The sequence below is a fragment of the Pantoea vagans genome (genome assembly GCF_001506165.1).
Taxonomy (GTDB): domain Bacteria; phylum Pseudomonadota; class Gammaproteobacteria; order Enterobacterales; family Enterobacteriaceae; genus Pantoea; species Pantoea vagans_C.
In genome coordinates, this window is the sequence record NZ_CP011427.1 from 3,739,983 (window position 1) to 3,765,620 (window position 25,638).

Consider the following 25,638-nt stretch of genomic DNA (forward strand, 5'->3'; position numbering starts at 1 on the left):
CTATGTCAGGTTGGCGTAAACTTTATTACAAATTATTGAATTTACCACTCTCTATTTTGGTAAAAGGTAAGGTCATTCCGACCGATCCTGTCTCCGAACATGGGATCGATCCGACACGTCCGGTGATGTACGTTTTGCCTTATGATTCAAAGGCAGACTTACTGACACTGCGGGCGCAATGTCTGAAACATGATCTGCCGGATCCCCTGGCCCCCTTAGAGATCGATGGTACTCTACTGCCGCGCCACGTGTTTATTCACGATGGTCCGCGCGTTATCCCCTATTTCGTGGCCAATCCAGAATCCGTGAAGCTGTTTCACGATTACCTCGATTTGCACCGCAGTAACCCTGATCTCGACGTTCAAATGTTGCCGGTTTCGGTGATGTTTGGTCGCGCACCAGGACGCGAAATCCAGGGTGAAGCCACGCCACATCTGCGCATGATGAATGGTATAGAGAAGTTCTTCGCCATTCTGTGGCACGGCCGTGACAGTTTTGTGCGCTTCTCGCCGACCGTTTCCCTGCGCCAGATGGCGACGGAACACGGTACCGATAAGTCTATTGCACAGAAACTGGCGCGCGTGGCCCGCATTCACTTTGCGCGTCAACGCCTGGCGGCGGTGGGCCCGCGCTTGCCCGCACGTCAGGATCTGTTCAACAAACTGCTGCAATCCAAAGCGATTGAGAAAGCAGTGGAAGACGAAGCGCGCAGCAAAAAGATCTCCCATGAGAAAGCCCAGCAGAACGCCATCGAGATGATGGAAGAAGTGGCTGCGAACTTCTCCTATGAAGCCATTCGCGTCACCGATCGTGTAATGGGCTGGCTGTGGAGTCGTCTCTATCAGGGTATCAATGTCAATGGTGGCGAACGTGTGCGTCAGCTGGCGCAAGACGGCCATGAGATTGTCTATGTGCCCTGCCACCGTAGCCACATGGACTACCTGCTGCTCTCTTATGTGCTGTATCACCAGGGCCTGGTGCCCCCGCACATTGCAGCCGGTATTAACCTGAATTTCTGGCCTGCGGGTCCGATTTTCCGTCGTCTTGGCGCTTTCTTCATTCGCCGTACCTTCAAAGGCAACAAGCTCTACTCCACGGTGTTCCGCGAATATCTGGGCGAACTGTTCAGCCGCGGATATTCGGTTGAGTATTTCGTGGAAGGTGGGCGTTCACGCACCGGTCGCTTACTCGATCCTAAAACCGGCACGCTGTCGATGACCTTGCAGGCCATGCTGCGCGGTGGTAGCCGCCCTATCACGTTTGTGCCGATCTACATCGGTTATGAACACGTGATGGAGGTGGGCACTTACGCGAAAGAGCTGCGCGGTGCGGCTAAGGAAAAAGAGAGCTTCCTGCAGATGGTGCGCGGCTTGCGTAAATTGCGCAATCTTGGTCAGGGCTATGTCAACTTCGGCGAACCTTTGCCGCTGATGAACTACCTGAACAAAAACGTGCCGGAATGGCGTGATGCAATCGATCCGATTGAGCCACTGCGTCCAGCCTGGATGACACCCACCGTGAATGATATCGCGGCGCGTTTAATGGTGCGCATCAATGAAGCCGGAGCCGCTAATGCCATGAACCTGTGTGTCACGGCACTGCTGGCATCGCGTCAGCGCTCGCTCACCCGCGAACAGTTGATCGAACAGCTCGAGTGCTATACCCAGCTGCTGCGTAATGTGCCGTATTCGCCGGAAGCAACGGTCCCGGACATGAGCGCCGAAGCGCTGCTTGACCATGCCATGGGCATGAACAAGTTTGAGACCGAAAAGGACAGCATCGGCGACATCATTATCCTGCCGCGCGAACAAGCGGTGTTGATGACCTACTATCGCAACAACATCCACCACATGCTGGTGATGCCGTCGCTGATTGCCGCCATCGTGCAGCAGCATCGTGAAGTCGATGAAGCGGAACTGCTGCGTCAGGTTAGCCTGGTCTATCCGATGCTGAAGAGTGAACTGTTCCTGCGCTGGGATAACGCCGAGCTGCCTGCGTTGTTGAACGCACTCAGTGCTGAGATGGCGCGACAAGGGCTGATTACTTTGCAGGAAGGTCAGCTGCGCATGAACCCTGCGCGTCATCGTTCACTGCAGTTGCTGGCAGCCGGTATCCGCGAAACCTTACAACGTTTTGCTATTACCTTTGCCATTCTGAGTGCCAAGCCAACGATTAACCGCGGTACGCTGGAGAAAGAGAGCCGTACTTTGGCTCAACGTCTATCGGTGTTGCACGGCATTAACGCACCGGAGTTCTTCGATAAAGCGGTCTTCACGACCTTAGTGCTGTCACTGCGTGACGAAGGGTACATCAGTGATTCGGGTGATGCCGATGCAGAGCGTACTCATATCATGTGGCAGATGCTGGCAGAGCTGGTTACCAGCGATGTACGTTTGACCATTGAAAGCGCGGTTACTCACGAATAGTGATTCTCGGGCGGCCTCCAAGGCCGCCCCTGCAATCAAAACAGGTCAATAAACGGCTGGGTATTCAGCAACACCCCGATAAACATCACCAAACCCACATAGTTGTTATTCAGGAACGCCTGGAAGCAGGGATCGCGCTCGCGCTGGGCAATCAGCTTTTGCTGATGCACAAATAAAGCACCCGCCAGCAACAATGACCAGTAAAACGCGCCATTCAGACTCAGCATCCAACCCACCAGCGCCATCAGGCCCAGCGTCGCCAGCTGCAACAAGCCAATGATCAGCTTGTCGTATCGCCCAAACAGAATCGCCGTGGATTTCACGCCAATCTTCAGGTCATCATCACGATCGACCATCGCGTATTGGGTGTCATAGGCCACTGTCCAGCAGATGTTCGCAAAGAATACCAGCCAACAAACAAGTGGTAAGGACTCACTAACTGCCGCCCATCCCATCGGAATTGCCCAGCCAAAGGCTGCGCCCAAAACCACCTGCGGCAAATGGGTAAAGCGCTTCATAAACGGGTAAACCCACGCCAGCGCCAGGCCGCCAAATGACAGCAGAATCGTCATGCGATTCATGGTCAGTACCAGCGCAAACGCCAACAGACCGAGCAACACGAACAGTATCTTGGCCTCTTTCTCCGTCACCGCGCCACTCGCCAGCGGCCTCGAAGCCGTGCGTTTAACGTAGCCGTCAACTTTGCGATCCGCGTAGTCATTAATGACACATCCCGCAGCACGCATGACAAACACACCCAGCACAAACACCACCAGCACAGACAACGGCGGCACGGCCATGCCTGACAGCCACAGTGCCCACATCGTTGGCCACATCAGCAGCAGGGTGCCAATCGGCTTATCAATGCGCATCAGGCGGCGATAGGCCTGCCATTTGGTCATGGTTAAGGTTTTTTCCACAGTCCTTTATCCTTGATCCAGCGCGCGATACAGCGGCGACGCCGGTAAAAACAGTTCAGTTAACATCAGCGGCTTGCCCGACAAACGCAGGCGAGAACGGCGTCCCCATAAATCCTCGACCTGACCGGGATCGATAAAATCACGGCTAAGGGTTGAGGAAGCAAACAAATAGCGACCCAGCGGACGGGTGCCGAGATTTTGCAGCATCAGCTCGGGGCCATTCAGCGTGCTTTCAGGCACCACCGTACGGCCAATTAACCAAGGCTCACCATCACCGCAGAGCACGATCTCACGCAGCCAAAATCGTTCGTCGGCAGGCAGGAACTTCGCTTCTTGCGCCATTTCGTCGGCACGGATAAAGCTTTCGCGGATCAGTTCAACCGTGACTTTCTGGCAATGTTGCTCGAAACGACGCGTCATCGAGTCTTCTTCCAGCAACCAGCCAAGTAATGGGGGCGAGAGTAAGGGGGAAGAGGCTGGCAGCCAGTGCAGTGCGCGTAACTGGCGCAGCGCTTGATGCGACATCAGGACATCTCCGGAAAAAAAGTTGCCCTAGTTTAGCGCAGAGAAACCGACGTGGCACTGTTGGTTGTGCCACGTCAGGAAGAAGATGTTATTCGCGCTTTAAGCGATTGCTGTTCGCCAGCCACAACGTGATCACCAGAATCAGAATCGCCGCCGAATAATAGAGCGTATCGAACGGATTTTTATGGTCAACGATGATCAGGCGGATAATCGCGGTGATACCGATATAAATAAAATAACGCAGCGGGAAGTGATAGCCCGACTGAAAATACTTCACGATCAGCGCGATAAATTCGAAATAGAGAAAGTAGATGACGATCCCTTCAATCAGCAGGTAAGAAGAGGCCTGCTCACCGGTGCTGAACAGTACCGTGGCTAAATGAATCGTCTCTTTCCCCAAAAACACCACGAGGATGATGGCCAGAATCACCAGGCCAATATTCAGAACCCACTGCAATACCGAAGCAATAAGCTGCCCCGGTGCTGATTTTGTTGTCATTTTTTGCGCCTTATCGTACGAGAACTCTCTGGCGCTATCATGCTGTAGTGTGATCGAAATCACAATATGCTACACATCAACATCCACACAGAGCGCGTCGTAGCGCCAGTACTCACAATCGCAATCGATCACCCTGCGCTGCCGATCGCGGTTGATGCGGGTGATCAGCAAACCTGGCGTCCCACTGGCCACATTCAGCGCGGGTGCGGCTCTTGCGGGTAGCGGTCCGGGAAGAATGGTGAAACGCGCGCCACCGTAACGAATGCCGTAACGCTGATCGTAAAGGTCTGTGAGGGAACGCGTGAGGTCTTCATCTAATAGACCGGGGAAAAATGCCGGGTTGAGGTAGTGCTCAACATACAACACCGCACGGCCATCAATGCGTCTCAAGCGGCGGATGCGGTAAACCTTGTCACCCTCCAGCAGATTTAAATGCCGCGCGATAGCCAGCTGTGCAGGCACTTCCCGCGCTTCAATCACTTCGGTGGTCGCCACCCGTCCCTGCTCAGCGGCCATCGCATGAAAATGGCTGTGATGAGCCGGGTTATAGACCAGCCGCGGGGGCGCCAGAAACCAACCGCGACGCAGTTCGCGATAAATAATCCCCTGCACTTCCAGCAAGCCAAGCGCTTCACGCAGCGTAATGCGCGTGGTGGAGTAGTGTTCGCTCAGGTTCCGCTCTGCTGGCAGGCGTCCGCTGGCAAATTCACCGTTTTCAATGCGTTCGCACAATGCTGCGGCAATCACGTCCGCCGTTTTCGACGACATTTTACAGCCTCTTATTAGTGCAATATCTGCACTATGACAGTTCGATGACTACAATATGACAAGCATATCCCACGCTTTAGCGCGCCGTATCCGCATGTGGAGCTACGTGCCACACCACATTTCACCACCATGGTCATAAAACCTTCATCTGATCGGGCTAAATTGGCTCGGTTCTTGCTGGACTAGACCAAGACGTCCCACAACTTACACCCGGAGCCACTGAGATGAAAGCGTTTATCTCCTCTGTAGTAGCCAGTGCCGTACTGCTTGCGCTGCCCGCCGCGCACGCCGCCGATAACGACCTTGCCGCGCTGGAAAAAGCCGCGCGTGCTGAAGGACAAGTCAATAGCGTGGGTATGCCAGATAGCTGGGCAAACTGGAAAGACACATGGAATGACATCAGCAGCAAATATGGCCTGAAGCACAGCGACACTGATATGTCGTCTGCGCAGGAGTTGGCGAAATTTGATGCAGAGAAAGAGAACGCCAGCGCCGATATCGGTGATGTGGGCGCGGCCTTTGGCCCTATCGCGGTCACCAAAGGTTTGGCACAGCCTTATAAACCTACGCACTGGGATCAGATCCCGAGCTGGGCGAAAGACAGCGAAGGCAACTGGATGCTGGCTTACACCGGCACCATCGCTTTCCTGATCGACAAGCAGCAGGTGAAAGATGCACCGCACAGCTGGGCCGATCTGAAGAAAGGTAAGTATGTGGTTACTATCGGTGACGTCGGCGTGGCTGCTCAGGCGGCTAACGGCGTACTGGCCGCTAACTATGCGATGGGCGGTGATGAGAAGAACCTGAAACCGGCGCTGAATTTCTTCGGTGAGCTGGCAAAAGAAGGCCGTTTGGGCGTGACCGATCCGGTGATTGCCAACATTGAGAAAGGCGAGATTCAGGTTGCCGTGGTATGGGACTTTAACGGTCTGAACTACCGCGATCAGATTGACAAAAATCGCTACGAAGTGGTGATCCCATCTGATGGTTCGGTGATTTCCGGCTATACCACCATCATCAACAAATACGCCAAACACCCGAACGCCGCCAAGCTGACGCGTGAATATATCCTGTCCGATGAAGGTCAGATTAACCTGGCAAAAGGCTATGCACGTCCGATTCGTGCCGAGCATTTAACCCTGCCAGCCGATGTGCAGGCCAAACTGCTGCCGCAGTCTGAGTATAAAAATGCCCGTCCGATCAAAGACCAGGCTGCATGGGATAAGACCTCCAAAATGCTGCCGCGTCTGTGGCAAGAGAACGTCATCATTAATATGAAGCAGTAATTTTGCACACGCCGTAGCGGCGCGATTTATCGCGCATATCGTTAATCAATGCGCAATGAATTGCGCCGCTACGCATAGTGCCGGCAATTTGAATGATGTAAGGAACGGGAATGAAAACAATCCTGGTGGTACTGGATGGGCTGAGCAATCAGGTGGCGCAGCATGCGATGGGCTATCTGTTCGCGGAATGCAAACAGGGTAACGGCCAATATTACACCTTAACCTGCGAGCTGCCTTCGCTGTCGCGCCCGCTGTATGAATGCATACTTACCGGGATTCCGCCGGTGCAGAGCGGGATTATTCATAACGGCGTTAACCGCTTAAGTAACCAGCGCAGCATCTTCCACTATGCACGTGCAGCCGGATTAACCACGGCCGCAGCGGCGTATCACTGGGTGAGTGAGCTTTACAATCAATCTCCGTTTAATGCCGCGCGCGATCGCCACACCCTCGCGCCTGAACTGCCGATTCAGTACGGCCATTTCTACTGGGACGACGGTTATCCCGACTCCCACCTGTTTGAAGATGCCGAGAGTTTGCGTCTTAATCACGATCCCGACTTTTTACTGATTCACCCGATGAATATTGACGATGCCGGCCATAAGCACAGCCTGTCATCGCCGCAATATCGCAACCGCGCACGCATGGCTGATGGTTACTTATCGCAATGGATGCCGGGCTGGCTGGCTGCGGGCTATCAGGTGATTGTCACCGCCGATCACGGCATGAACGATGACCGATCGCATGGCGGGATTCTACCGGAAGAGACGCAGGTGCCGCTGTTTGTGTTCGGCGCAGGCTTCTCACGCCAGCCCGACCTTGAACCGCAGCAGACCGAATTGTGCGGTATCGTCTGCTCTTTGCTTGGCGTCCCACACGATAAACCGGTATGCCGTGGCCTGCTGGCGGAGCCGCAATAATGAAGGGCAAAACCCTCGCCTCGCTGTTGCTCATCCCGTTCGCCATTTTCTGGGTCGCCTTCCAGCTCGCGCCGTTGTTATGGATTGCCATCAACAGCTTCTGGAGCGACATGAATGAGCGCTGGGGTATTGATAACTATAGCGATATCCTCACCTCGCCGTTTTATCTGCAGGCGTTTCGCCTGTCACTCGACATCTCCATATGGTCGAGCATTTACGGCCTGCTGATTTCACTGATTGCCGGGTATTCGCTGCATCAACTGGGCGAAGGCCGTTTTCAACGCTTCCTGACGTCATTCACCAACATGACCAGTAACTTCGCCGGCGTACCGCTGGCCTTTGCCTTCGTCATTTTGCTGGGGATAAACGGCTGCCTGACGCTGCTGCTGCGCCATTACGGCATGCTGGAGGGGTTTAAACTGTTTTCCCGTGACGGCATGGTGCTGGTGTATACCTGGTTCCAGATCCCACTCGGCATTCTGCTGCTCTATCCCGCTTTTGATGGATTGCGCAAAGACTGGGAAGAGTCGGCTGCGTTGCTCGGTGCCAGCCGCTGGCGCTACTGGTGGCATATCGGTTTACCGATTCTGTTCCCGGCACTACTGGGTACTTTCGTCATTCTGCTGGCCAACGCGCTGGGTGCCTACGCCACCATTTATGCGTTGACCACCGGCAACTTTAACGTAGTACCGGTCCGTATTGCCGCGCTGGTGTCAGGTGATATCTCACTCGACCCAAATACCGGCGGGGCGCTGGCAATGCTACTGGTGCTGATCATGGCGCTGATTACCGTGGTGCAGCAGTATCTGGTGCGCCGCAGTTATCTCAACGCGAAATCACAGGAGTAGAACGTGTCTCGCGCGGAAAAAATTTACCATCGCCTGATTATCTGGCTACTGCTGATCATCCTGGCCGCGCCGCTGCTGGCGACGCTGCTGTATGGCATCTCCACGGACTGGAGCGACACCATTCTGCCGCAGGGCTTTACCCTGAAGTGGCTAACGGCGCTGTGGAGCGATCCCCGTTTCCTGACGGCACTCGGCCATTCGCTGCTGATTTGCTTCGGCGCTTTGCTGTTCTCCTTAGTGCTGGTGCTGCCTGCGATGTTTGTAATCGCTTACTATTATCCAAGACTGGATGCGGTGATGAACGTGCTGATTCTGATGCCGTTTGCCGTGCCGCCGGTGGTGTCGTCAGTAGGTTTACTGCAGCTTTATTCATCGTCGCCGTTAATGATCACTGGCACGCCGTGGATTCTGATTGGCTGCTACTTCACCATTGCCCTGCCATTTATCTATCGCGCTATCGCCAACAACATGCAGGCCATCAACCTAAAAGAGCTGATTGATGCCTCACACCTGCTGGGTGCCAGCACCTGGCAGGCCGCCCTGTTTGTGGTGCTGCCTAACCTGCGCAAAGGGGTGTTCATTGCCGTGTTGCTGTCGTTCTCTTTCCTGATAGGTGAGTTTGTATTCGCTAACCTGCTGGTCGGCACCCGCTATGAAACCTTGCAGGTTTATCTCTATAACATGCGCAATGGCAGCGGCCACTTCACCAGTGCCTTAGTGATCTCCTATTTTGCTGTCGTCCTGCTGGTCACCTGGCTGGCGAATGCCCTCAATCCTGAACGAGGCTGACCATGAGTTATCTGAACGTCACCCAGCTGAACAAAAGCTACGGCCCTACCAGCATCTTTGAAAATATCGATTTCAGCGCCGAGGAAGGCGAGTTTGTGACCCTGCTCGGCCCCAGCGGCTGCGGCAAATCCACGTTGCTGCGCTGCATCGCCGGGTTAACCGATGTGGATAGCGGGAAAATTCTGTTACAGGGTCAGGATATCGTGCCGTTGCCGCCGCAGAAGCGCACCATCGGTATGGTGTTCCAGAGCTACGCGCTGTTCCCCAATATGACAGTCGAGAAGAACGTGGCATTCGGCCTGAAAATGCAAAAGCTGGGCAGCAGCGATATCCAAAAGCGTGTGATGGAAGCGCTGGCGCTGGTGGAACTCACCGATTTCGCCCGCCGCTATCCCCATCAACTTTCCGGTGGTCAATGCCAGCGCGTGGCCCTTGCGCGTTCGCTGGTGACGCGCCCGCGCCTGCTGTTGCTGGACGAACCGCTTTCCGCCCTTGATGCCCGTATTCGCCGCCATCTGCGCGAACAGATTCGCCATATTCAGCAGGAGCTGAAGCTCACCACCATTTTCGTCACCCACGATCAGGAAGAAGCGCTGACGCTGTCGGACCGTATCGTGTTGATGAACCGTGGCAAAATCGTGCAAAACGGCAATGCTGAAGCGCTCTACACTCAGCCTGCCGACCTGTTTGCCGCCGGTTTTATTGGCAACTACAACCTGCTGAGTGCTGAACAGGCGACACAACTCACCGGACAGACCTTTAGCGGCCAGGTGGCGATTCGCCCTGAATCGATCCGCTTGAGTGCACCGCAGGAGGGGATTCCAGCCACCATCATCAGCCACAGTCTGCTGGGTAACGTGATCCGCTATCGTGTTTTAGCGAACAATGTCGAGTTATCGGTCGATGTGCTGAACCGCAGCGTGGCAGATTTGCACCCTGCTGGCATGCAAATTGGTCTACAGTTAGAGATGTCGACGTTGCGCCAGGTCGCTTAAATTTAACGAAAAATTGGCAACGCAACGCGGCAGAAATTTGTCCCGGTTGCGCTCACCGTCAGGCGGCTAACCGCATGATTACAGCCTGACGGAAGAGGAGCCAGCCAACGTGTTAACCCTACTCAATCTCTTGTCTGCTGTGGCCCTGCTGGTGTGGGGCACGCACATTGTGCGTACCGGCATCATGCGTGTTTACGGTGCCGATTTACGGCGCGTGCTCAGTCGCAGCGTGGAAAGGAAGCCGATGGCGTTCCTCGCGGGCATTGGCGTTACCGCGCTGGTACAAAGCAGTAACGCCACCACCTTACTCGTCACCTCGTTTGTGGCGCAGAATCTGGTGAGTCTCACCCCCGCGCTGGTGGTGGTGCTCGGCGCGGATGTTGGTACCGCCATTATGGCGCGCATACTGACCTTCGATCTCTCCTGGCTCTCCCCGCTGTTTATCTTCTTTGGCGTGGTGTTTTTCCTCAGTCGTAAGCAGACGCGTGCCGGACAAATGGGCCGAGCAGCGATTGGCCTGGGGCTGATTTTGCTGGCGCTGCAACTGATTGTCGCCGCTGCCAAGCCCATTACCCAAGCGGCTGGCGTACAGGTGCTGTTCTCCACGCTGACCGGCGACATCATGCTGGATGCACTGATCGGTGCGGTGTTTGCCATCATCAGTTATTCCAGCCTCGCTGCAGTCCTGATTACCGCGACACTCACGGCGGCAGGCGTGATCTCTTTTAAAGTCGCACTCTGTCTGGTGATCGGGGCTAACCTCGGCAGCGGCTTACTGGCGATGATCAATGCCAGTGGCTCAAATGCCGCAGGCAAGCGTGTCGCGCTCGGCAGCCTACTGTTTAAGTTGATTGGCAGCCTGGCGATTCTGCCGTTGGTGAATTACGTTGCCGATGTGCTGGATAAACTGCCGGTGAACGATGAAGAGTTGGTGATCTTCTTCCACGTCTTCTACAACCTGATTCGCTGTCTGATGATGGTGCCCTTTGCCGAACCGATGGCGCGACTGTGCCGACGGATGATCGCAGACGACCCAGACAATGAGACCCATTTAAAACCGAAACACCTCGACAGCAGCGCCCTGGATACCCCCGCGCTGGCGCTGGCTAATGCCTCACGCGAAACGCTGCGTATTGGTGATGTGGTGGAACAGATGATGGAATCGTTCAATAAGGTGGTACACGGCGAATTGCGTGAAGAGCGCGCCGTGCGGCGACTGGATGATGATGTCGATGTGCTGTATACCGCGATCAAACTTTATCTGGCGCGCATGCCAAAAGAGGACCTCGCCGAGGAAGACTCCCGCCGCTGGGCAGAAATCATTGAGATGGCGTTAAACCTTGAACAGGCAGGCGATATCATTGAACGCATGTGTGCGGACGTGGCAGATAAATCTCTGCACGCCCGCCGCGCTTTCTCGACGGAAGGTCTGGAAGAGCTGAACACTTTACAAGAGCAGGTGGTGAATAACCTTCGCCTCAGCTTGTCGGTATTTTTGTCCAAGGACATCACCAGCGCGAAGCGTCTGCGTCGCTCCAAGCACCGTTTTCGCATTCTGATTCGCCGCTTCTCACATGCGCACGTTGAGCGCTTGCATCAACAGAACGTGCAGAGCATTGAAACCAGTTCGCTGCATCTGGGGTTATTAGGGGATATGAAGCGCCTGAATTCGCTGTTCTGCGCGGTGGCGTATACGGTGCTGGACCAGCCGGATGATGAGCGGGAAGAGGATTGAAAGGGCGCACCGCCAGGTACGATGCCTGGCTGGTCGCCATAAATGGCGACCCTGGGGTTTTGTAGGGTGCGCATTAATGCGCACCTGGATAAATTACGACAACAAGCTAAACGCGATCATCCCGACAATCGCACCGGTGGTGCCAAGGATGGTTTCCATCAGCGTCCAGGTCTTCAGCGTTTCACCTTCGGTTGCCCCGGTAAAGCGGCCAAACAGCCAGAACCCGGCATCGTTCACGTGGCTGATAATGATTGAACCGCCGCCGATACAGATCGACAGTGCCGCCAGCTGCGCGCCGCTGTAGTGCAGCGGCTCAATCACCGGCATCACTAAACCAACCGTGGTTAAACAGGCAACGGTTGCTGACCCCTGAATCACACGGATTGCGCCAGAAAGAATAAAGCACGCCAGCGCAATCGGCATCCCGGCACCGGTCAGCGCGTGGCCCAATACCGGGCCCACGCCAGAATCCACCAGCACCTGCTTAAACACGCCGCCTGCACCGATCACCAGCAGAATAATCCCCGCCGGTTGCAGTGCGCTGCCGCACACTTGCATCACCTTCTCTTTATCCATGCCCTGACGATAGGCCAGGCCATAAATCGCCACCAGGCACGCCAGCAGGATGGCGGTGAAAGGATGGCCGATAAACTCCAGCCACTCATACAAGCGTGAATCCGGCGTGGTAAAGCGCGCACCAATGGTTTTCAGGCCGACCAACAGCAACGGGAACAGAATCAGTGCCAGACTGAAGCCAAACGACGGCAACTTGCCCTCTTCCACTTCTGGTTGATGATCTTCGGGCGGCGCACTGAAGCTGACATGGCGGGCAATGAAGTTACCGAACAGCGGCCCCGCGATCAGCATGCCCGGAATCGCCGCACACAGACCGAGCAGTATCATCCAGCCAAAATCCGCGTGCATCTGTGAAGCCAGCAGCATCGGCGCAGGTCCTGGCAGGAGAAAAGCCGCCGAGGCCGCTACCCCGGCAAACAGCGGAATCACCAGCTTGACCAGATTGCCTTGAGTACGCCGAGCCACCGCAAAAGCGATGCTAATCAGCAACACCACCGCCACCTCAAAGAACAGCGGCAGCGCACAGATCAATCCGGCGATCCCCATCGCGTAGTGCGCGCGGTTTTCACCAAAGGCTTTCAGCATACGGATAGCAATCTGATCGACCGCGCCGGTTTCATGCAGGATTTTGCCAAACATCGCGCCCAGCGCCACCACAATGGCGAGAAACCCGAGCGTTCCCCCCATGCCTTTTTGCATGGTGTCGGCAATTTTATCCAGCGGCATGCCAGAGAACAGACCGGCACCAATCGAGACTAACATCAGGGCGACAAAGGCGTGCATACGCGCTTTCATCACCAAAAACAGCAGCAGCAGGACAGAGCCTGCTGCGGTTAACACCAGCGTTGCGGTACTCATCACTAACCCTTGTTGATTGCTTCCTCAATGGTCGCAACCGTGGCCGCAACGACTTCATCCAGTGAATGATTAATATCAACCACCAGTACATCGGGCTCGTCGGCCCCAGGTTCTTGCAAGGTTTCAAACTGCGTGACCAGCATCTGCGGCTTAAAGAAGTGACCTTTACGCGCTTTCAAACGGGATTCAATCGTCTCAAAATCACCTTTCAGATAGATGAATTTCAGATTCTGATTGCCCTGACGCAGGATGTCGCGATAGGACTTTTTCAGCGCCGAGCAAACAATGATGGAAATGGCCTGGGTGCGCTGCATGGCGAACGCGGCATCATTCAGTGCCTGCAACCACGGCTGACGATCGTTATCGTCCAGTGGATGACCGTCGGCCATTTTCATGATGTTGCTGCGCGGATGGAGGAAATCTCCATCAAGGAAGGCGGTGCTCAGCTGATGAGAAACCTGGTTAGCGACAGCAGACTTTCCGCTGCCGGAAACGCCCATCAGGATAAAGACGTGGTGCGATGGAGATGGCGTAGTCATTGTTTTGCGCTCCGGCAGTTGCCCTGCCAATGTTACCGATAACAAATTTGATTATCATTGTCGGAGCCCACTGCAGGACTGGCAACCCTTGTTAGGCGGAAAAGCACGAAAGTGTGAACTGACTCAAATAATCGCCAAAATCAGATGCTGCCACCTTCAGCAATTTCAAACCCAACATCCAGTGGCTCAGTCACGCTGGTATCACCGCCAATCCGCGCCAGCAGCATCGCTGCTGATTCACGCCCCATACGCTCACGCGGCGTCAACACCGTGGCAAGCCGCGGCGTGACCACTTGCGTAATATCGTGGCCGTGGAAACCGGCAATCGCCATCTGCTCAGGCACGCGTAATCCCTGGCGCTGGCACTCAAACATCGCACCCACGGCCAGGTCATCATTGGTACAGAACAGACTGTCGGTTTTGGGATGGCGCTTCTGCGCTTCACGCAGCAACTGTGCACCGGCGCTAAATGAAGAGGCATCTTCCATCATCACACTGTGCGGGGTTAATCCCGCTTCACGCATCGCTTGCTCGTAACCCTGCTGTTTTTGCAGGGTACGTTCATCAAGACGAGCACCGAGGTAAACGGTGTGAGAATGGCCTTTTTTCAGGATAGCATGCGTCATCTGACGCGCGGCTTCGACGTTATCAAAACCCACCGCCATATCGAGGCATGGCGTGACGCAATCCATCATTTCAATCACCGGGATGCCCGCCACTTCCAGCATGCGCAGCGTGCCTGGTGTGTGGGTGCGCTCAGTGAGGATCACGCCATCAATATTCCAACCCAGCAGTGAACGTAGCTGTAGCTCTTCTTTCTGTGGGTTATAGCCGAAGTGCGCCACCAGCGTTTGATAACCGGCTTCATCGGTGACGGTTTCGATACCGCGTAGTACGTCGGCGAAAACCTGGTTGGTAAGTGAAGGCAGTAACACACCAATCGCCCGGCTGGTAGCGTTAGAGAGCATATCGGGGGCGCGGTTAGGGATGTAACCCAGCTCATCAAGCGCCACGGCGATCTTATCGCGCAGTGCCGCAGAGACCTGATCGGGGTTACGCAGGTAGCGGCTGACAGTCATTTTTGTGATGCCGACGCGATCGGCAACGTCCTGTAATACCGGTCTTTTCTTCTTCATCGTATGCGCCTGAGGTCAGAGATACGATGAGTCTATCATTTTTTTGTCATTTTCAGGCTGTGCGGAAAATCGTAGATTCCCGCACAACCCGGTGCACATCAATGCGCACGCCACCAAAACGTAGGGTCGCCATTTATGGCGACCGAACAGGTTTCACTGGCAAGCTCTTACACCGGCGGCAAATCAAACAGCAGAATCTCGGCATCGCTGTCGGCTGTCAGCGTCAGCGCGCTTTCATCCCAGATCGCCAACGCATCGCTGGTGCCGACTTGCTCGCCATTCACGCTCACCAGACCTTTCACCACCTGAATCCATACGCGGCGGCCGACTTCGATAGCCACATCATCCGTTTCACCTTCAGCAAATACCCAGCGCGATAAGGTCATATCCTGGAACACTTTCAGTGAACCTTCACGCTCATCCGGTGACAGCACAAACTGACGGCCTTTGACATCAGCAAAGCGGCGCTGCGCATAGCGTGGCTCGATCCCTTTGCGCTCTGGAATGATCCAGATCTGATACAGATGCAGCGGATCGCTGGCGCTGGCGTTATATTCCGAGTGACGCACGCCGGTGCCCGCACTCATGATCTGGAACTCACCTGCCGGGATCTGCTCTTTGTTGCCCATGCTGTCCTGATGCTCAACCGTACCGGAAAGCACATAGGTTAGAATTTCCATGTCTTTATGCGGATGAGTACCAAAACCCTGACCGCCATCAATCACATCTTCATTGATAACGCGCAGGGCGGAGAAGCCCATAAAGTTGGCATCGTAATAATCCGCGAAGGAAAAAGTGTGCCAGCTATCCAGCCAACCGTGATTGGCGTGACCGCGTTCTTCAGCTTTGCGTACGTAGATCATGTTCAATTCTCCTCAATGTTTTTTACAGTGTGGACCTGAGGTGAATCTATTGATAGCTGAAAAACTTCACGCCTCTGTTCAAATAATATGAAAATGATTTGTGCACCCTGCAGGCGAATAATCCGGTACGAAAATGAGTGATATGCTGTCAAAAAATTAACTTATATCGACTTCAGAACAAAATTCATGCAAGTCATGCTTTAAGTCACATTATTAGCGATAAAAAGACTTATAAAATCTTTAAATAACATATTAATTCTTAATAAATATTAATACTTAACAATAATATAAATTAAATACTCGATTTTAACGTCATGATTACTCGGTTTTATCGTCTTTGCGTTTTTTATCCTTTCATTATCATGCACGACTTTAAGAATAAAAAAGGATAGGATCATGACGGATCAAGTCAATACAACGCCACCACGTCCCATTGAGCGATTCTTAAATGCTGTTGAATGGCTCGGCAATTTACTCCCTCACCCCATCACCTTATTTGCCCTGTTTTCACTGATCATCGTTGTCACATCGGCGATTGCGGCCTCCTTAGGCGTGAGCGTACTTGATCCCCGGCCAGCAGGTGCGGCAGGGCGCACTGCAGATGGCATGATTCATGTGGTCAGCCTGATGAACGCTGAGGGCCTGCAACGTATCGTGAGCAATCTGGTGACCAATTTCACTGGCTTTGCTCCTTTGGGCACGGTACTGGTCGCGCTGCTGGGCGTCGGCATTGCCGAGCAATCAGGCCTGCTGTCAGCCGCAATGCGCACTTTGGTGTTCAACGCGCCGAAAAAGCTGATCACGTTCACGGTGGTGTTCGCGGGTATCGTCTCTAACACTGCTGCTGAGCTTGGCTACGTGGTGCTGATCCCCTTGGCAGCGATGATTTTCCACTCACTGGGACGACATCCGCTGGCCGGGCTGGCAGCCGCTTTCGCCGGGGTTTCCGGAGGCTACAGTGCAAACTTATTGCTGGGTACCATTGATCCACTGCTGTCAGGAATTACCCAAAGCGCCGCGCAAATTATCGACCCCACTTACAGCGTTGGGCCAGAGGTCAACTGGTACTTTATGTTCGCCAGCACCTTCTTCATCTCAATATTAGGCACCTGGATCACCAACAGCATTGTCGAGCCCAAGTTGGGGCAATATCAGGATAGCGAAGGTGACGCCGTACGCGGTGAGATGGGTGAACTCTCTTCCGCTGAACGCCGCGCACTGAAAGGCGCAGGCTGGACCGTCTTAGGGGTTACGCTGATACTGGCGCTGACGGTTATACCGGGTTATGGCGTATTATTGAACCCTAAAACGGGTACGCTGGCGGGCTCGCCTTTCCTCAAAGGCATTGTGGTATTTATCTTCGTGTTCTTCGCCATTCCCGGTTACGTCTACGGCCGCATGATGGGAAATATGCGCAGCGACCGAGATGTGATCAATGCCATGTCCACCAGCATGAGCAGCATGGGCATGTATATCGTGCTGGTATTTTTTGCCGCCCAGTTTGTCGCCTTCTTTAACTGGAGCAACTTCGGCACCGTGGTGGCGGTGAAAGGCGCCAACCTGCTCTCTTCGCTGGATATGAGCGCACCGTTGCTGTTTGTGTGCTTCATTATGATATGCGGTTTCATCAACCTGATGATTGGCTCCGCCTCTGCGCAGTGGGCAGTCACCGCGCCGATCTTTGTTCCGATGTTAATGCTGGTCGGTTTCGCACCGGAAGTGATCCAGGCGGCTTATCGCATTGGTGATTCCGTCACCAATTTGATCACACCAATGATGAGCTATTTCGGCTTAATTATGGCCGTGGCGGCGCGCTATCGTCGTAATATGGGCATCGGCACCTTAGTGGCCATGATGCTGCCCTATTCCGTGGTGTTTATGATTGGCTGGACGTTGCTGTTCGTGGTGTGGGTATTTGTGTTCAATCTCCCGGTCGGGCCGGGGGCGGCAACCTGGTACACCATTTAAGAGGCAAAAAAAAAGCCAGCACCCGAGCTGGCTAAGAAACACTGGAAGCAATGTGAGCAATGTCGTGCTTACCCGGTTGTCAGGAGACGTCCCCGAGTCCGCATGACAATAATAATCATTATCATTCGCGTCTGTAAACCCTTTTTGCGATTTATTTTTGATTGACGCGTTGCGAGAATTCCTTGATGTTAAAGGGGATTTTATTCACTTTGCACAAGGAGTCGCCTTATGAGTCAAGTCACTGTTCGTCATGCCACCCCCGAAGATGCTGCGGCCTTAACCCGCCTTTATAGCCAGCCAGAGACCCAGGCTGGCACACTGCATCTTCCTTATCAGTCACCTGTGCTGTGGCAGGAGCGCCTAAATGATCTGCGCCCTGGTCAGCACCGCCTGGTGGCCTGCATTGATGAACAAGTGGTAGGGCAACTCACGCTGGATGGGATCACCGTGGCGCGTCGTCGACACGTGGCATCGATTGGCATGGGTGTTGATCCGGCTTTTCACCGTCGTGGCGTGGGCTCCGCGCTGATGGCGGCGATGATTGACCTGTGCGACAACTGGCTGCAGGTAACGCGTATTGAGTTAACGGTGTTTGCCGATAACCACAAAGCGATTGGCTTGTATCAGAAGTTTGGCTTCGAGATTGAAGGCACCGCGAAGCGTTTTGCCATACGCGATGGCGAAATGATTGATACGCATTACATGGCACGATTGAAATAAATCCAGGTGCGCATCAATGCGCACCCTATAAAAGGGTCGCCATTAGTGGCGACCCCACTTTTCTAATACCCCGCACTCAAATCATCCACCGAACGCGGATCGGATGCGCCATAACGCATACCATCCGGCCCGATCATAATGCTCTGTGTGCTACCCATCGCCGGCAGGACTTTTACATGCTGACCTTTGGCCTCCAGCAAGCGCAGCGTATCCGGGCTGAAGCCTTTCTCCACGCGGAGCTGATCTGGCAACCACTGATGATGGAAGCGCGGCGCGTTAGTGGCTTCCGCTACGTTCATACCGAAATCGATGCTGTTCACCACCATTTGCAGCACGGTGGTAATAATTCGGCTACCGCCTGGGCTGCCGGTCACCAGCCAGGTTTTCCCGTCTTTCGCCACAATCGTCGGTGACATCGATGACAGCGGACGCTTGGCCGGTTGCACCGCATTGGCCTCACCGCCCACTAAGCCATACACGTTTGGCGTACCCGGTTTGGCGGAGAAATCATCCATTTCGTTGTTCATCAGGATGCCGCTCTGCCCGGCAACAATGCCGCTACCGAAGTAGGTATTCAGCGTATAAGTCACCGCTACCGCATTGCCATCTTTATCCACCACCGAGAAGTGCGTGGTTTGGTTGCTTTCGTAAGGTTCCAGTTTACCCGGTTTGATTTCACTGGAAGGACGCGCTTTGTTGACGTCGATCTGCTGCGCCAGGGTTTTGGCGTAGGCTTTGCTGGTCAACGCCTGCTGCGGCACTTTGACAAAATCAGGGTCACCCAAATACTCCGAGCGATCGGCATAGGCGTATTTCTCCGCTTCCGCCATCACCTGCATCGCATCGGCGCTGCCAAAGCCCCACTTCGCCAGATCGAAGTTTTCCAGGATATTGAGGATCTGCACGATATGAATACCGCCCGATGATGGCGGTGGCATGGAGAACACCTCATAGCCGCGATAGGTGCCACTCACGGGTTTGCGCTCCACCGCGCGATAGGCGGCCAGATCCGGCTTACCGATCAAACCACCGTGCTGCGCCATTTCGCCCGCGATCTCATCGGCGATTTTGCCTTTGTAGAAGGCATCTGGCCCCTGCTGAGCGATCAGTTGCAGGCTGTGCGCGAGGTTCTTCTGCACCAGACGATCGCCTTTCTGATAAGGCTGACCATCCGCTTTGTAGAAGATCGCACGGCTGTTGTCGTGGTTGATAAGAGTCTCTTTACCGTAGGTCGCCAGGTCATCAGCCAGCGCATCGTTGACGATAATGCCGTCACGCGCCAGCTTGATTGCCGGAGCCAGCAGTTTGCTCAATGGCAAGGTGCCATATTTCTGTGCGGCGAGCGCAAATCCCGCCACGGTGCCCGGCGTGCCAGAGGCTAAGTGCGAAGTCAGCGATAACTTCGGATCGGCGTTGCCCTGTTTATCGAGGAACATATCGCGCGAGGCACGGGCCGGAGCCATTTCACGGAAGTCGATGGCGGTCGTGCGGCCAGATGCGGTACGCAGCATCATAAATCCGCCGCCGCCCAGGTTGCCGGCCTGTGGATGCGTCACGGCCAGCGCAAATCCAACCGCTACCGCCGCATCCACGGCGTTACCGCCCTGCTTAAGAATATCGACGCCCACTTCCGTTGCTATCGCATCCACGGACGCCACCATGCCGTGCTTCGCCTTCACCGGGTGGAAGGTATCGCTATCTACGCCATAGGAGACCGGCGGAGCGCTGGCAGGCGCGGCCTGTGCGCCCTGCACCACGGTAAAACTCATGAGTAACGCCCAGCCAATCTGGCGCATGCTGCCCTGTTTTCTCATCCTGCTATCATCCTTTTCAGTTGTTTACATTTGTTATGAACTGATGCAAGTGTTTGCAAACACGATAGAAAACTGTAGCAGTAAGCCAAATTCGGTGCACTCCTGGTGATGGACTTTGTGACATCGCATAAACTTATAGATGCAGCCACTCCCTCACACAGCAGGCTGCATTAATGGAGGAATACCATGAAAAAATGGCTAATTGTGATTGCCGCGTTGCTGCCACTGAGTGGCATGGCGAATATGCTGAATAACACCAGCGAGCCCTACAAACCCGGCTACAACCCGAGCCAGCAACGGATGCAGACGCAAATGCAGGTCCAGCAGCAGCAACAGCAGCAAAAATTGCGTCAGGATCAGCAACAGCAAAATCAGGAATTGCAGCGCAAAATGCAGGAACGGCGGGACAGTGCCCAGCAGCGCGTGATTCAGCAGCAGCCGGGCCAGCAGAGCGGGAATTAACGGAAGTCCGGGCCGATAATGTCGATGCGATCGGTGCAGATGGCGTCGACACCCCAGTTTAACAGCTCGCGCGCTCGCGCGGGCTGATTCACGGTGTACACCAGAATGTGTAATCCGGCGACTTTCAGCTGCGCGGTGCGCTCAGCATCCAACAATTTGTGATTCAGATGGATGGAAACACAGCCCAGCGCCGACGTCAGCGTCAACCAGTCATCGTGCCATTCATCCAACAGCAATCCGCGAGGCAGTTCAGGTACCGCCTGCTTGGCCGCTTCCAGTGCGTCATAAGAGAAGGAAGACAACAGCGGTGCCGTTTGCCCCTGCCAGAGTTCGCGGGCAGCTAGCGCCACATCACGTCCGGTTTCCTGCTCTTTGCCCGTGGTGGGTTTGATCTCGATGTTCGCCATCATCTGATGCTGACGGCAGCGTTCCGCCACGTCACGCAACAGTGCCAGGGGTTCGCCCTCATACTCGCGGCTGTACCAGCTCCCCGCATCGAGCTGCGACAACTTACTCCATGACAGATCGCCTGCTACTCCCCAGCCGTTGCTGGTGCGGTCCAGCGTGTCGTCATGCAGCAGGAATACCTGCTTATCCTCTGACAGCTTGGCATCAAACTCGATCATGGTATGACCGTACTGCGCGCCGACATCAATCGCCGCAAGGGTATTTTCCGGGGCCAGTTTACCGCCGCCGCGATGGGCGACAATCTGTGGGTAGGGCCAGTTTTCTGCACTCATTCCAGACGCTTTCCATGGGTAGAATCGAAGAAGTGTAACGCATCTGGCGGCAGATGTAGCCACAAGGAGCTGCCCGATGCCGGACGCTCGCTGTGTGGCAAACGCACCACCAGTCGCGTATTGCCAATGCGACCGTGTGCGAGGTTATCCGCACCTAACATCTCCAGTGTATCCACCACCAGCGGGATTCCCCCAGCGGCTTGCGAGCTGAGCACCAGATGTTCAGGACGAATACCCAGCGTCAGCGGGCGGTTTGCCCATTTGGCTTTGCTTTCGCCCAGCGGCAAACTGTTGAGCGCATCCAGTGTAAAGCGGGTGCCATCACTGTTGATCTGGCCTGGCAGCAGGTTCATCGCTGGCGCACCAATGAAGGAAGCGACAAACTGGCTGGCGGGGCGTTCATACACTTCTACTGGCGTGCCGACTTGCTCCACAACGCCTTTGTTCATCACCATGACGCGCTGTGCCAGCGTCATCGCTTCCACCTGATCGTGCGTCACGTAAAGGCTGGTGGTTTTCAGACGACGATGCAGCTGTTGCAGCTCAAGGCGCATTTGTACACGGAGGCGCGCATCAAGGTTCGACAGCGGTTCATCAAACAGGAATACCGCCGGTTCACGCACGATGGCGCGGCCCATCGCCACACGCTGACGCTGGCCACCAGAAAGCTCACGTGGACGACGCGCCAGCAGGTGATCCAGCTCCAGACTGCGTGCCGCTTCCATCACACGCTGATCAATTTGCTCTTTGCCCATGCCGCGAATTTTCAGGCCATACGCCATGTTTTCGCCCACCGTCATATGCGGATAGAGCGCGTAGTTCTGGAACACCATGGCAATACCACGATCTTTCGGTTCCATGTTGGTCACGCGTTTGTCGTCGATATAGATATCGCCCGAGGTCACACGTTCCAGGCCTGCCACCATACGCAGCAGCGTTGATTTGCCGCAGCCGGAAGGGCCGACCATCACCATAAATTCGCCATCGTTGATGGTGATGTTGAGTGGCTGGATGATCTGATTTTTGCCGTCATACGATTTGGTGACGGTCTGAAGGGTTACGCCTGCCATTTATTTATCACTCTCCACCAGGCCACGTACAAAGGCACGTTGCATCACGAGTACCACCACCACCGGTGGGATCAAGGTTAATAACATTGCCGCCATCACTTCATTCCACTGCGTAGGGCCGCCGCTGGTGTTGATCATACTTTTCACCCCGGCCACTGCGGTGCTGAGTGAAGGGTCGTTGATGATCAACAGCGGCCACAGATACTGGTTCCAGCCATAGATAAAGGTGATCACGAACAGGGCGGCGAGATTGGTTTTGGACAGCGGTAACACGATGTCCCAGAAGAAACGCATCGGGCTGGCGCCATCAATACGTGCCGCCTCAATCAGTTCGTCCGGCAGTGACATAAAGAACTGGCGGAACAGGAAGGTGGCGGTGGCAGAGGCCATCAACGGCAGCGTTAAGCCACTGTAGCTGTCGAGCATGTGCAGGTTTGAAATCACTTCTACCGTGGGGAAGATACGCACTTCAACCGGCAACATCAGCGTGATGAAAATCAACCAGAAGAACAGCGTGCGCAGCGGAAAGCGAAACCACACCAGCGCGAACGCGGAGAGCATCGACACCGCAATTTTGCCCACGGTGATGCCAAGCGCCATGATCAGGCTGTTCATCATCATCATGCCAAATGCCGGACCACTGCCGTTAACCCCTTGAGTCCAGATGCGTGAGATGTTGTCCCACAGGTGCGTACCCGGCACCAGCGTCATCGGCACCTGATACACCGCTTCGTTATCCAGCGTTGCCGCCACAATCGCCACGTACAGCGGGAAGAGAATGGTCAGCACGCCGAGCACCAGCAAGGTATGGCTGAAGATATCCAGCCCGCGTCGATTTTCAATCATTGGTATTGCACCTTACGCTCGACAAAGCGGAATTGCAGGATGGTCAGGCCAATCACCAGCAGCATCAGCACCACCGACTGGGCGGCAGAGGATGAGAGATCCAACCCGGTAAAGCCTTCACGGTAGATTTTGTAAATCAGCGTGGTGGTGGCCTGCACCGGACCACCGCCCGTGGCGGCATCGATCACCGGGAAGGTATCGAAGAAGGCATACACCAGGTTAACCACCAGCAGGAAGAAACTCACTGGCGTAATCAGCGGCAGTGACAGGTTGAAGAAACGGCGCACCGGTCCGGCGCCGTCAATCGCCGCCGCTTCCACCAGCGATTTTGGAATCGACTGCAGCGCGGCGAAGAAGAACAGGAAGTTGTAGCTCATCTGCTGCCAGATAGAGGCCAACACGATCAGGAACATCGCCTGACCACTGTTTTGCGCGTAGTTCCAGTTGTAGCCAATCTGGTTCAACAGGTGGCTGAACAGGCCAAGGCCGGGATTGAACAGGAACATCCACAGTACGGCCGCCACCACGGGCGCAACGGCGTAAGGCAGCAGCAATAAGGTTTGATACAGCTTTTTCAGACGCACCACGTAATCAACCAGCGCCGCCAGCAGCAGCGAGAAGGTCATGCCGCACACCGTGACCAGTGCGCTGAACTCAATGGTGGTCCAGAAAGAGTCGAGATAATAGCTGTCATTAAACAAGCGCTTGAAGTTGTCCAGACCGACAAAGGTGCTGGATATGCCAAAGGGATCGATGCTTTGCAACGAATACCACAGTGCTTCCCCGGCAGGCCACAGGAAGAAAATGGCGGTGATCACCAGCTGCGGTGCGACCAGCAAATAGGGCAGAAAACGGGAGCGAAAAACGGGGCGTGATGAGGACATAACAGACTCGCCAAAGAGAAATCGGGGCTGACGCCACGCGCCAGCCCCGAGACAACGGAATTACTTCACTTGCTGTTCAAAACGACGCAGCAGTTCATTTCCGCGCTTCACTGCGTTATCCAGTGCAGCTTGTGGTGCCTGTTTACCCGTCCACACGCCTTCCAGTTCCTCGTCCACGATGGTACGAATCTGTGGCATGTTGCCCAGACGCATGCCTTTGGTGAACGGCAGTGGATCTTTGTTCAGCATCTGACGCGTGGCAATGTCTGCACCTGGGTTCTTGTCGTAGAAGCCCTGCTGTTTGGTCAGCTCATACGCTGCAGTGGTGATCGGCAGATAACCGGTCTTTTGGTGCCATTCCGCTGCGATCTCTGGCTGTGCCAGGAACTTCATGAACTCTGCTACACCTTTGTAGGTGTTGGCATCTTTGCCTTTCATCACCCACAGGCTCGCGCCGCCGATAATGGCGTTCTGCGGTGCGTCTGGCACGGTTGAGTCGTATGGCATCATGCCTACGCCGAAGTTGAACTTGGCGTAGTGTTTGATATCCGCCAGAGAACCTGAAGAGGCGGTGGTGATACCGCAATCGCCGTTATAGAACTTGGCTGTAGACTCATCTTTACGGCCGAAGTAGGTGAAATCACCCTTCTTGTTCATGTCTTCAAGCATTTGGATGTGACGCACCTGCACCGGCTTGTTGAACTCCAGCACCGCATCGGTACCGTCGAAGCCGTTGTTCTTGGTGGCAACCGGCAGTGCATGCCAGGCGCTGAAGTTTTCGATTTGAATCCAGCCCTGCCAGCCACTGGCGTAGCCACAGGTCATGCCGGCTTTACGCAGGGCATCGGCATCTTTCGCCAGTTCCTGCCAGGTTTTCGGTGGCTGGTCTGGGTTCAGGCCTGCTTTCTTGAAGGCGTCTTTGTTGTAGTACAGCACTGGGGTAGAGCTGTTAAAGGGCTGAGAGATCAACTGGCCTTTGCTGTCGCTGTAGTAACCCGCAACGGCTGGCACGAACTGTTTTGGATCCATCTGCACGCCCGCGTCTTTGAACACGTCATGCACCGGAACGATGGCTTTAGACGCCATCATGGTTGCCGTACCCACTTCGTAAACCTGCAGAATAGCCGGGGCTTTACCGGTACGCACAGCAGCGATACCCGCTGCCAGGCTCTGCTCATAGTTACCTTTGTAAGTCGGTACGATTTTGTATTCTGGGTGAGCCTGGTTAAAACGTTGTGCCAGAGAATCGACTTCTTTGCCTAACTCGCCTTCCATTGAGTGCCAGAAAGGAATGTCTGTAGCAGCCAGCGCATTACCGCTGAGCGCCAGACCGAGCAACACACTCATCAGGCGGGGACGAAGCGTAAAAGCGGACATAAGTTTTTTCCTGTGCTTGTTAGGTACGCGCGATATCACGCATTTTTTTGTTCGCGAAGTAACATGACACGAGG

General features: G+C 54.8%; 24 protein-coding genes. 10 read left to right on the forward strand and 14 right to left on the reverse strand.

The window, feature by feature from the left end:
- The first annotated feature begins 2 nt into the window (after positions 1-2).
- Positions 3-2,426, forward strand: a complete 2,424-nt coding sequence (plsB, locus tag LK04_RS17350; protein WP_039331669.1) for a glycerol-3-phosphate 1-O-acyltransferase PlsB — start codon at positions 3-5, stop codon at positions 2,424-2,426.
- Positions 2,427-2,461: 35 nt separating this feature from the next.
- On the opposite strand, the gene ubiA is transcribed toward plsB, so the two are convergent.
- The 4 genes from ubiA to LK04_RS17370 all read right to left on the reverse strand — a co-directional run bounded on the left by ubiA (position 2,462) and on the right by LK04_RS17370 (position 5,138).
- Positions 2,462-3,328, reverse strand: coding sequence for a 4-hydroxybenzoate octaprenyltransferase (ubiA, locus tag LK04_RS17355; RefSeq protein WP_197063326.1), 867 nt, complete (start codon positions 3,326-3,328; stop codon positions 2,462-2,464).
- A 24-nt stretch (positions 3,329-3,352) separates the two neighbouring features.
- Positions 3,353-3,871, reverse strand: coding sequence for a chorismate lyase (gene ubiC / locus LK04_RS17360; RefSeq protein ID WP_039331673.1), 519 nt, complete (start codon positions 3,869-3,871; stop codon positions 3,353-3,355).
- 88 nt (positions 3,872-3,959) lie between these two features.
- Positions 3,960-4,370 carry a phosphate-starvation-inducible protein PsiE gene (gene psiE, locus LK04_RS17365; protein WP_039331675.1) on the reverse strand — a complete coding sequence of 137 codons (411 nt, stop codon included), beginning with the start codon at positions 4,368-4,370 and terminating at the stop codon, positions 3,960-3,962.
- Between the two features lie 69 nt (positions 4,371-4,439).
- Positions 4,440-5,138 (reverse strand): UTRA domain-containing protein, encoded by a 699-nt coding sequence (locus LK04_RS17370; protein ID WP_039331678.1) that lies wholly within the window; start codon positions 5,136-5,138, stop codon positions 4,440-4,442.
- A gap of 224 nt (positions 5,139-5,362) precedes the next feature.
- Between LK04_RS17370 and LK04_RS17375 the strand changes: the two genes are divergently transcribed.
- The 6 genes from LK04_RS17375 (at position 5,363) to LK04_RS17400 (ending at position 11,711) form a co-directional block, all read left to right on the forward strand.
- On the forward strand, positions 5,363-6,424 hold the full coding sequence (locus LK04_RS17375; RefSeq protein WP_039331679.1) for an ABC transporter substrate-binding protein: 1,062 nt from the start codon (positions 5,363-5,365) through the stop codon (positions 6,422-6,424).
- Between the two features lie 110 nt (positions 6,425-6,534).
- Entirely contained in the window at positions 6,535-7,344 is an 810-nt protein-coding gene (locus LK04_RS17380) for an alkaline phosphatase family protein (RefSeq protein WP_039331680.1), read from the forward strand.
- Positions 7,344-8,192 (forward strand): ABC transporter permease, encoded by an 849-nt coding sequence (locus LK04_RS17385; RefSeq protein WP_039331681.1) that lies wholly within the window; start codon positions 7,344-7,346, stop codon positions 8,190-8,192. Before LK04_RS17380 ends, LK04_RS17385 begins: the two co-directional genes overlap by 1 nt.
- Before the next feature lie 3 nt (positions 8,193-8,195).
- Positions 8,196-8,981 (forward strand): ABC transporter permease, encoded by a 786-nt coding sequence (locus tag LK04_RS17390; RefSeq protein WP_039331682.1) that lies wholly within the window; start codon positions 8,196-8,198, stop codon positions 8,979-8,981.
- Between the two features lie 2 nt (positions 8,982-8,983).
- Positions 8,984-9,976: an ABC transporter ATP-binding protein gene (locus tag LK04_RS17395; protein WP_039331684.1), complete on the forward strand. Its 993-nt coding sequence runs from the start codon at positions 8,984-8,986 to the stop codon at positions 9,974-9,976.
- A 109-nt stretch (positions 9,977-10,085) separates the two neighbouring features.
- Entirely contained in the window at positions 10,086-11,711 is a 1,626-nt protein-coding gene (locus tag LK04_RS17400; protein WP_039331686.1) for a Na/Pi cotransporter family protein, read from the forward strand.
- Positions 11,712-11,804: 93 nt separating this feature from the next.
- Here the strand turns inward: LK04_RS17400 and gntU are convergent, their stop codons facing one another.
- From gntU to LK04_RS17420, 4 genes are all read right to left on the reverse strand, one after another.
- Positions 11,805-13,145, reverse strand: coding sequence for a gluconate transporter (gntU, locus tag LK04_RS17405; RefSeq protein WP_039331688.1), 1,341 nt, complete (start codon positions 13,143-13,145; stop codon positions 11,805-11,807).
- 2 nt (positions 13,146-13,147) lie between these two features.
- The gene (gene gntK / locus LK04_RS17410) at positions 13,148-13,684 is read right to left on the reverse strand and encodes a gluconokinase (RefSeq protein ID WP_038649722.1); all 537 of its coding nucleotides are present in this window, start codon (positions 13,682-13,684) and stop codon (positions 13,148-13,150) included.
- 140 nt (positions 13,685-13,824) lie between these two features.
- A complete protein-coding gene (gene gntR, locus LK04_RS17415; RefSeq protein ID WP_039331691.1) occupies positions 13,825-14,820 on the reverse strand; it encodes a gluconate operon transcriptional repressor GntR in 996 nt (331 codons plus the stop codon).
- Positions 14,821-14,987: 167 nt separating this feature from the next.
- Entirely contained in the window at positions 14,988-15,683 is a 696-nt protein-coding gene (locus LK04_RS17420; protein ID WP_039331693.1) for a pirin family protein, read from the reverse strand.
- Positions 15,684-16,079: 396 nt separating this feature from the next.
- Here LK04_RS17420 and LK04_RS17425 point away from each other — a divergent pair, with 396 nt between their 5' ends.
- Both LK04_RS17425 and LK04_RS17430 read left to right on the forward strand, forming a co-directional pair.
- Positions 16,080-17,651: an AbgT family transporter gene (locus LK04_RS17425; protein ID WP_039331695.1), complete on the forward strand. Its 1,572-nt coding sequence runs from the start codon at positions 16,080-16,082 to the stop codon at positions 17,649-17,651.
- A 228-nt stretch (positions 17,652-17,879) separates the two neighbouring features.
- Positions 17,880-18,371, forward strand: a complete 492-nt coding sequence (locus LK04_RS17430; RefSeq protein WP_039331697.1) for a GNAT family N-acetyltransferase — start codon at positions 17,880-17,882, stop codon at positions 18,369-18,371.
- A gap of 62 nt (positions 18,372-18,433) precedes the next feature.
- Here LK04_RS17430 and ggt read toward each other — a convergent pair whose 3' ends face one another.
- Entirely contained in the window at positions 18,434-20,185 is a 1,752-nt protein-coding gene (gene ggt, locus LK04_RS17435) for a gamma-glutamyltransferase (RefSeq protein ID WP_039331698.1), read from the reverse strand.
- 186 nt (positions 20,186-20,371) lie between these two features.
- Between ggt and LK04_RS17440 the strand changes: the two genes are divergently transcribed.
- The gene (locus LK04_RS17440; protein WP_039331699.1) at positions 20,372-20,647 is read left to right on the forward strand and encodes a DUF2756 domain-containing protein; all 276 of its coding nucleotides are present in this window, start codon (positions 20,372-20,374) and stop codon (positions 20,645-20,647) included.
- Here LK04_RS17440 and ugpQ read toward each other — a convergent pair.
- Genes ugpQ through ugpB form a run of 5 tightly spaced genes read right to left on the reverse strand, consistent with a single transcriptional unit; the run spans position 20,644 to position 25,564 of the window.
- Positions 20,644-21,387 (reverse strand): glycerophosphodiester phosphodiesterase, encoded by a 744-nt coding sequence (ugpQ, locus tag LK04_RS17445; protein ID WP_039331700.1) that lies wholly within the window; start codon positions 21,385-21,387, stop codon positions 20,644-20,646. The two genes, LK04_RS17440 and ugpQ, sit on opposite strands and share 4 nt — an antisense overlap.
- Complete coding sequence (locus tag LK04_RS17450) at positions 21,384-22,457, reverse strand: sn-glycerol-3-phosphate import ATP-binding protein UgpC (protein ID WP_039331701.1); 1,074 nt, start codon at positions 22,455-22,457, stop codon at positions 21,384-21,386. Before LK04_RS17450 ends, ugpQ begins: the two co-directional genes overlap by 4 nt.
- A complete protein-coding gene (ugpE, locus tag LK04_RS17455) occupies positions 22,458-23,303 on the reverse strand; it encodes a sn-glycerol-3-phosphate ABC transporter permease UgpE (RefSeq protein WP_039331703.1) in 846 nt (281 codons plus the stop codon).
- On the reverse strand, positions 23,300-24,187 hold the full coding sequence (gene ugpA, locus LK04_RS17460) for a sn-glycerol-3-phosphate ABC transporter permease UgpA (protein ID WP_039331705.1): 888 nt from the start codon (positions 24,185-24,187) through the stop codon (positions 23,300-23,302). Before ugpA ends, ugpE begins: the two co-directional genes overlap by 4 nt.
- A 60-nt stretch (positions 24,188-24,247) precedes the next feature.
- Complete coding sequence (gene ugpB, locus LK04_RS17465; protein WP_039331707.1) at positions 24,248-25,564, reverse strand: sn-glycerol-3-phosphate ABC transporter substrate-binding protein UgpB; 1,317 nt, start codon at positions 25,562-25,564, stop codon at positions 24,248-24,250.
- Positions 25,565-25,638 lie beyond the last annotated feature (74 nt).